Source organism: Solimonas sp. SE-A11 (assembly GCF_030345715.1).
Classification (GTDB): Bacteria; Pseudomonadota; Gammaproteobacteria; order Nevskiales; family Nevskiaceae; genus Solimonas_A.
This window is the reverse complement of sequence record NZ_JAUASX010000005.1, coordinates 212,823-221,050: the sequence shown is the minus strand read 5'-3', so window position 1 is coordinate 221,050 and position 8,228 is coordinate 212,823. Positions and strand designations below refer to the sequence as shown.

At 63.0% G+C, this 8,228-nt stretch carries 3 protein-coding genes and 2 pseudogenes; 1 reads left to right on the top strand and 4 read right to left on the bottom strand.

All coding sequences use genetic code 11. The features are described from left to right. Positions 1-385 precede the first annotated feature (385 nt). The gene (locus QT386_RS08485; RefSeq protein WP_289273318.1) at positions 386-4,708 is read right to left on the bottom strand and encodes an Ig-like domain-containing protein; all 4,323 of its coding nucleotides are present in this window, start codon (positions 4,706-4,708) and stop codon (positions 386-388) included. 447 nt (positions 4,709-5,155) lie between these two features. Next, positions 5,156-5,446: pseudogene (locus tag QT386_RS08480) on the bottom strand (IS3 family transposase); the annotation flags it as partial. 61 nt (positions 5,447-5,507) lie between these two features. On the opposite strand from QT386_RS08480, the gene QT386_RS08475 reads away from it, so the two are divergent. Beyond that, positions 5,508-6,863, top strand: coding sequence for an IS30 family transposase (locus tag QT386_RS08475; RefSeq protein ID WP_367401411.1), 1,356 nt, complete (start codon positions 5,508-5,510; stop codon positions 6,861-6,863). Between the two features lie 11 nt (positions 6,864-6,874). Here QT386_RS08475 and QT386_RS08470 read toward each other — a convergent pair. Further along, positions 6,875-7,129 (bottom strand): annotated as a pseudogene (locus QT386_RS08470) (transposase); the annotation flags it as partial. 92 nt (positions 7,130-7,221) lie between these two features. Next, positions 7,222-7,563: a hypothetical protein gene (locus QT386_RS08465; RefSeq protein ID WP_289273317.1), complete on the bottom strand. Its 342-nt coding sequence runs from the start codon at positions 7,561-7,563 to the stop codon at positions 7,222-7,224. Positions 7,564-8,228: the final 665 nt, after the last annotated feature.

Sequence of the window (8,228 nt, the reverse complement as noted above, 5' to 3'; positions counted from 1 at the left end):
ACGGTCATTCCCATTGCCCAGGCGACCCGATCCGTTGGCGCCAAAACCGTTCAGCTGGTTCAGCGAGGTGTTGAACAGACCCAGACCTTCGCCGCCCACGATTGCAACCATGTGTTTCCCCAGACAAGCAAGGCATCAAGCAGGCGGAATTTCGCCACGTTGATTGCTAATCCAAAGAAATCAGCAAAGCGTTAAGGGGAAAATATGTACTGAGGGTTAAACATATGAAAGCAATAACTTTAATGACGACGGCAGCGCACTCTAAGCAGTCGCCAAGGCAAAGCTATTCCGTTCCAAATCGATAAAAACAAAAAAGCCCCACTGGAAGTGGGGCTCCAAGAGCCCGCCACCGCTGCAAAGCAGCGGTGGCGGGACAGCACTTAGATCAGTTAGCGACGCGGCGTAGTGAAGTCGATCCACTGATACCAGAGACGCTTGCGGAGATCGTTGTCGTCCCTAGCAGGGTGCCGGCCGTAGCCAAGCCTCGGCTGCCTTCCGCATTGCTGATGGTGGCCGCACGAGTGTTGGACGAGGCCCAGGTAACCTGCGTTGTAAGCGGCAAGGAAAGTCCGCCTTCGAAAACGCCTTGAGCATTGAACTGCAGCGTTGCTCCCCGAGCAATCGTGGCATTGGCCGGTGTGACCGTGAGGCTTTGGAGCGAGGCTGCAATTCCCCGCGCCGACACGGTACCTGTAATGCCATTTAGATTGGCAATCACGGTAGTGGTCCCTGCCGAAACTGCCTTGGCCCAATTTGCGCTGCCATCGCGCGTCTCGAAGACAATGACGCCCGGATCCACGGTGCTCCAGGACACCTGTGAAGTGACCTCGCGCTCCACGCCGTCGGAGAACTGGCCGAAAGCCTGATACTGCCGTGCGAAGCCGATGGGCGTGCTGGCAGAAACCGGCGCAATGGTGATGCTCCTTAGGGCCGCAGGAACCACCGATAGCGGCGTGGTGCCCACCAGCGAAGAAGCGGCATGCACGGCTCGAATCGTCGTGGTCCCCGCCTCCTTGCCAAAGGCCAAGCCCTTGGTGTTAGTGCCGTTGCTGATCTCGGCAACAGCCGGCGTCGTGGATTCCCAAGTCACATCCTGCGTCAGGGTCTGAGCGCTACCGTCGGTGAAATGACCGGTCGCTGCCAACTGGATAGACAAGCCTGCGGTTACCGACGGATTTTCGGGCTCGATTGAAATCCTCACCATCACGGCAGCGGTCACCGTCAACGTGGCGGCACCGCTGATTTCACCCTGCACAGCCTCAATGGTGGCAGAACCCACCTTGAGGGTGGAAGCCAGACCGGCATCCACTGCGCCGTTGCCCACGATTGCAACGGTGGGATCACTGCTGCTCCAGGTCACTTCCGAGGTGAGGTTCCGAACGCTCGAATCGGAATACGTACCGGTCGCCTGGTATTGTTGCTTGAGACCCTTGGCCAATTCCTGGGTGTCCGGGGTCACCACAATCTTGCGCAGGACGGCCGGCGTCACTTCCAGCGAAGTGGAGCCTGAGATGGTGCCCGAACTGGCAGACACCGTCGCGGTGCCCACCGCCTGGCCGCTGGCGAGACCGCGCTCCCCATCCGCATTGCTGACAGTGACGCTGGTGGCTTCCGAGGAACTCCAGGTAACCGTGGTCGTGATGTCCACAGTGCTGTTATCCGTGAAGCTACCCATGGCCTTGAACTGCTGAGTGGTTCCCTTGGGGATGGCCGCCGCCGCCGGCGTGACCGCAATGGAGACCAGGGCGGCGTCAGTCACCGTCAGGGTCGTGCTGCCGTTAATGGTTGCGTGCGTGGCGGTGATGGTTACCGTCCCCTTGGCGACCGAGGTGGCCAGGCCAGCACTTCCAGCCGCGTTGCTCATCGAAGCAACCGCCGCATCGCTTGAGGACCAAGTCACCTGGGTGGTGAGGTTCTGCGTGCTGCCATCAGAGAAGCGACCCACCGCTTCATACTGCTGTTTCAGCCCCAGCGGAAGCGACTTGTTGACCGGCGCCACTTCGATGGCCGCCAGGGTGGCCGAAGTAATCGTCAGCAGGGTGGAGGCCGAAACCGCACCCTGCGTGGCCGACACGCCCGTGGTGCCGGCGGCAACACCCCGCGCCACGCCCTTGAGCGCGGCAGTGTTGCCGATTGTGGCGATGCTGGGATCGGCAGTATTCCAGGTCACATCGGCCGTGACATCACGACGCGTGCCGTCCGAGAACAGGCCAGTGGCCTGCAGGGGGAGGTCGAAACCAACTGCGAGCCGCGGGTTGGCCGGACTGATCTGGATGGAATTCAAGACGGCCGGTGTGACAGTAGCGGGGGTGCTCCCCTCTACGCCATCCACCGCGGCCTTGATGGTGACGCTGCCCAGAGCGCGGGCGGCAGCCAAGCCCTTGGAGCCTGCAGCGTTGCCGATCTCCAGTACGGCGGCGTCCGAAGACGTCCACACGACGCTCTCAGTCAGAGGCTGGGTGGTCGCGTCGCTGTACACGCCGGTCGCCGCGAACTGTTGGGTGCGCCCCACCGGGATATCGGCCGAAGCCGGCGTCACCTCAATCCGGGACAGCCGCGCAGGTGTCACCGTTAGTGCCGCCTTGACGCTGAAGCCGGAATAGTCAGCCTTGATTTCCGCTTCACCGACCTGCAGCGCTTGCGCCAGGCCAGCTGTGCCGGCGGCGTTGCTGACGGAGGCCACGCTGGCGCTGGACGAGCTCCAGGTTGCCGTACCGGTCACTGGTTGAGTGCTGTTATCGGTGAATACGGCCGTGGCGGTGAATTGCTGCAAGGTGCCCTTGGCGAGCGATGCGGTTGCCGGTGCCACCTCGATCCGGACCACCGCGGCCGGCGTGACCGTAAGATCGGCCTTGCCCGCAACTCCCTGGAAAGTAGCCGAAATCTCGCTGGAGCCCACCGCGACGCCCTGGGCAAGGCCCTTGGTGCCATCGGTATTGCCAATCGTGGCAACTGCGGGGGTGGCCGAGGCCCACGCCGCGGCGTCTGTCAGGTCTTGGGTGGTGGTATCGCTGAAAACACCCGTAGCCTCGAACTGCTGCGTAAGCCCCTTGGCCAGTTGAGCAGGCGACGGCGTGACGTCGATGCGCACTAGCGTAGCGGGCGATACGGTCAGGGCCGCCTGCGCAGTAAAGCCTGCGTGCGCCACGGAAATATCGGCCCGGCCGACGTTGACCGCCTGAACCAGCCCGGAACTGCCTGCCGCACTACTGACCGTAGCAACGGATGTGTCGGAAGAAGTCCACGCGCCCGTGGTGACGGGCTGCGTGCTGTTATCGGTATACACCGCCGTGGCCGTGAACTGACGCGAAGTCCCCTTGGCCAGCGTTGCGACTACCGGCGCGATCTCCACACGGGTGATCGCCGCTGCCGTGATCGTCAGAGAGGTCTGCCCTGTCACGTCCTGGAAGCTGGCACGAATGTCGGTGCTGCCAACTGCCAGAGCTTCGGCAAGCCCCTTGCTGGCGGGGGCGTTGCTGACGCTGGCCACGGAAGTGAGCGATGAACTCCACGTTGCCGTGCTGGTAACGTTCTGGTTGCTGTTGTCGGTGAAGACCGCGGTCGCCGTGAATTGGCGGGTCAGGCCTTTGGCGATCGACGGGGCCGCTGGCGTCACCTCGACGCGCACAACCGTAGCGGGGGTCACCTGCAACGGCACGGTCGCGCTGCTACCCTGATAGCTGGCCTTGATATTGGTGGTCCCCACCGACTGGGCTTGAGCACGGCCCGAGGAACCGGCGGCATTGCTGATTGTGGCTACTGCCGGAGCAGACGACTCCCAGACGGCCGAAGCAGTCACGTCCTGAACCGTATCGTCAGTGAAAACTGCGGCAGCCTGGAATGGCTGGCTGGTGCCCTTCGCGATCGATGCTGCCGTCGGCGAAATCTCGACGTGAACAACCTGCGCTGCGGTCACTGTTACGCTGGCATTGCCCGTGACGCCCATGTACTGAGCGCTAATGGTAGCGGAAGCCACGGCGAGGGCCTTCGCTACGCCCTTGGTTGCCGTCTCATTACCGACTGTCACGTTGGCGGCGGCAGATGAGGTCCAGGAAGCATCGGCCGTCACGTCAACCGTGGTGGCATCGGAATAGATCGCCGTTGCCTTGAGAGCACGGCTGCTGCCCTTGGCTAGTGTTAGCGCAGCGGGCGCCACGTCCACACGCTGCAGCACTGCCGGTGTAACCGTGATGTCGGCGGAGGCGCTGCGTCCCTGGAAAGCCACGTCCACGCGGGCTGTTCCTGCCGCCAGGCCGGAGACGCGGCCCTTGCTGGCGCCACTATTGCCGACCGCCGCCGTCGCAGGTGCTGAGGAGCTCCAGGCCGCGTCGACAGTGACATTTGCGGTGGTGTCATCGGTGAATGTGGCGGTCGCCACCAGCGCCTGTTCAGTACCCTTGGCGAGCGAAAGACTTGCCGGCGTCAGGTCGATGCGGACGGCCTGGGCAGGGGTCACGGTCAGCGTCGTGGCGCCAGTCACGCCGTCCATGGAGGCGCTGATTCGAGCGGTACCCACCTGCAAGCCGCGCACGCGCCCTTTAATAGTCAGGGCATCTACCGTCGCCACGGAGGGGGTCAGCGACTGCCAAATTACTTTGTCCGTGACGTCGGACTTAGTGCCGTTGGAATAGATCGCCTGTGCCGTCAACTGCTGGGAAACGCCCTTAGCGAGAGATGGGGTCGCCGGCTCGATTTCGATACGGGTCAACGACGGAGAGCTACCTCCCCCGCCTCCACCGCAGGCTGTGATCACCGATGCAAAAAGCACGAACAGGCACAGCCGAACCAGCGACTCACAGAGATTACGCACGATTCCCCCCAGAGGAATATCCGTCATTTGCAACTTTGATTTAGGCTCAAATTGTCACGAGAGAGGCAGAACGCCTCCCATGGTCCGGGCCGTATTGAATTCGCGCCGCGGCCAGCAAGCCGCTCCGCGCAACCGCACCTTGTATTTCATCTCATCTCGCGTGGCCGGCGCAAGCGCGAGTTCGCAGCTATCGCCTGAGCCGAGGACAAAATCTTCCGACAGCCAAACCTGACGAGTGAATCAGGTTGAAAAGGACACTACGGGCAGAGCTTTCCCCAACTGGCCGAAAACGATTAACGTAGTCTTGCCCGGCCGGAACTGGTACGGCCAGAGTTTCCTAGACACTTAGTTGCCGGTTAGCGCGTAGCGCCTTTCAAACTCTACCGGTGATACACCGCCAGCGGAACCATGCCGACGGATCGGGTTGTAGAACATCACGATGTAGTCGAACAGGTCTGACGTCGCTGCGGCCCGTGTCGGATAGATCCGCCGCTTGATCCGCTCCTTCTTCAATGCGCTGAAGAAGCTCTCGGCCACGGCGTTGTCGTGACAGTTCCCGCGACGACTCATGCTTGGCTGCATCCGGTACACCTTCAGGAGCGATTGCCAGTCGCTGCTGGTGAACTGGGCGGATTCAATCGGTCATCGCAACACCCCGACATAGGAGGGGTGTTGAGTGGGACGACAACGAGGTTGGATAGCGGAGCGAACAGGGCGACCGCGCGTGGTTCAGCGGGAGGCCGTGATCGCGTTCTGGGAACGCATCGCGGAGGGCTTCTCAAGCGAGGATGCGGCAGCGGCGAGCGGCGTGTCGCAGCCAGTGGGCACTCGCTGGTTTCGCGAACCTGGCGGGATGCCACCCATCAGCCTCACACCACATTCGGGGCGCTACCTGTCGTTTGAAGAACGAGAGGAGATCGCGCTGTTGACCGCCCAGGAACTCGGAGTTCGCGAGATTGCTCGCCGTCTTGACCGATCACCGTCGACAATCTCCCGCGAGCTTCGGCGCAATGCGGAAACGCGCGGCGGAACATTGCGGTATCGGGCAACGGTTGCGCAGTGGAAGGCGGAACGAGCTGCCAAGCGTCCAAAGACAGCCGTGCTCGCCGTCAACGACCAGCTGCGGGCCTACGTGCAGGATCGGCTCGCCGGCACCATCGTGAACGACAAGCGCAGACCGCTTCCCGGGCCGATCGTACCATGGACGGGCAGGCGTCACGGTCGCAGAGCGGACCGACGCTGGGGGAATTGTTGGAGCCCGGAACAGATCAGCTGCAGGTTGAGTGTCGATTTCCCGCATGATCCGTCAATGCGAATATCTCATGAGGCCATCTACCAGGCGCTCTACGTCCAAGGAAGAGGCGCCCTGCGACGCGAGCTGTCCGCCTGCGTTCGCACTGGTCGCGTGCTACGGATCCCGCGCGCAAGGAGGCAGCAGCACGGGAAGCACTATCTCACCCCCGAAGTAATGATCGGTGAGCGGCCGGCGGAGATTGCCGACCGCGCAATACCAGGCCATTGGGAAGGCGATCTGATCATTGGGCTGAACAGCTCCGCGATTGGCACGCTGGTGGAACGAACCACGCGATTCACCATGCTGCTGCACCTACCACCTATGGCAGAGCACGTCCGCGGAGCCTACGTGAAAAACGGCCCGGCGTTGGGCGGACGTGGAGCCGAAGCGGTCCGAGACGCTATCGCCTCAAAGATCACCACACTACCTGAGCAGTTCCGCAAATCGCTGACCTGGGGTCAGGGAGCCGAGATGGCTCAACACGCACAACTGCGAGTAGAAACGGGTCTGGCGATTTACTTCTGCGATCCACGCAGTCCTTGGCAGCGCGGCACCAACGAGAACACTAACGGACTGCTACGTCAGTACTTTCCCAAAGGCACTGACATCGGCAGGTACTCGGCACGCGAACTCGACGCGATCGCTGCCACCTTGAATCACAGGCCTCGTAAGACACTTGAGTGGAGGACGCCGGCCGAGGCGCTCAATGAACTACTATCGGCACCACGACGCCGAACACGCGTTGCGACGACCCCTTGAACCCGGGGCGGCTTTTTTAGGATGTCGCGCTCTTCGGTGACCCGCTTGAGCTCGGCCTTGAGCCGGCGCACCTCGGCCGAATCGTCGGCCGGCAACGCTGCCGGGCTGGTACCGGCGGCCTTCCTGGCGCTTTGCACCCAGCCGTACAGGGTGTGCTTGGGAACCCCGATCCGCGCGGCCACGTCCACCACCGTGAAGCCGCGCTCGATCACCTGCTTTACCGCTTCGCTCTTGAACTCATCCGTGTACTGCCGATTGCTGCTCATAAACACCTCGGTCTTTGCCATCAATTATGGCAACTCGGATGTCTACGAAAAGCTGGCCGTACCAGGCCACGCCGCTGCCGCGTGCAAAAACGTTATGGGTTCCCATCGGTCAGCTCCAGGGTTTGCCGCAAGGCGGCGTCGATGCGGGCCAGGGCGGCGAGCAGTTCGGTTGGCTGTGGGTACAAGTCAGGTGCATCTGCCAGGGCGTCGGCGATCTGGCGCAGCTGGTTGCCAGCGAGCACGGCAGCGCGGGTCAGCTCGGCGGCCTGCGGGTGCAGCGGGCGCTCGCGGACCAGGCGACGGCGCGGGGCGACGGCCTCGCCGTCCACCGCCAGCTGCCGCAGCCAGACGGCCAGCGGCTCGTCGCCGGCACGGGCGCGCGCACGCTCAAGCTCTTCGGCGCTAAGCCGGAGCTTGAGGACGTGGGCGCGCACGGCGGCCATGCGCTTTTAGCCGGCCTCCGGCCGGCTGGGGGGCTGTCGGGGGCTTCGCCCCTGACCCAGTCCAGGTGGGCCCGGAGGGCCCGCCTGTGTGCTGGCTTCCGGAACGAAGGGACGGGCCAGGCCCTGCACCACGGCCACCCGCTCCGAGCGCCAGCGAGCCAGCCAGGCCGGGACGCCGGGGCAAGGGTCAGGGTGGAAGCCACGACCAGGGGCCGGATAGCAGGCCGCGGCGCCGGGAAGCGCGGCGGCAAGCAACAGACCAGGCGGCGGCGGGAGCGCGGCCGCTCGACTGCAAGCAAGGGTAAGGGTGTCGCCCATGTTTCCTCCAGGGAGCGACACCTAATCTATGCCACGACTATCTCCCGATGCGCGAATGCGGCGCCAGGCCAAAACGCGGCTGCGCGGGATCTGGGGGCTGGATAGATTCCGGGGGACCCGGAAACGAAAAACCCCCGCCAGGGGCGGGGGTTGGGAGAAGGCTCAGGCAGAGGTGTACCCGAACTCTGCCGCTCAATTCCTACTTGTCCAGAAAGACCTCTATGCTCACTGCACCGGTCCTACGATCTACTCGGGCTCGGCTGATCACCCTTGCATCTAAGGGTCGCTCGGATGGCACATAAATCTCGAATACACCTTCGTTCTCAACTTCAAATTTT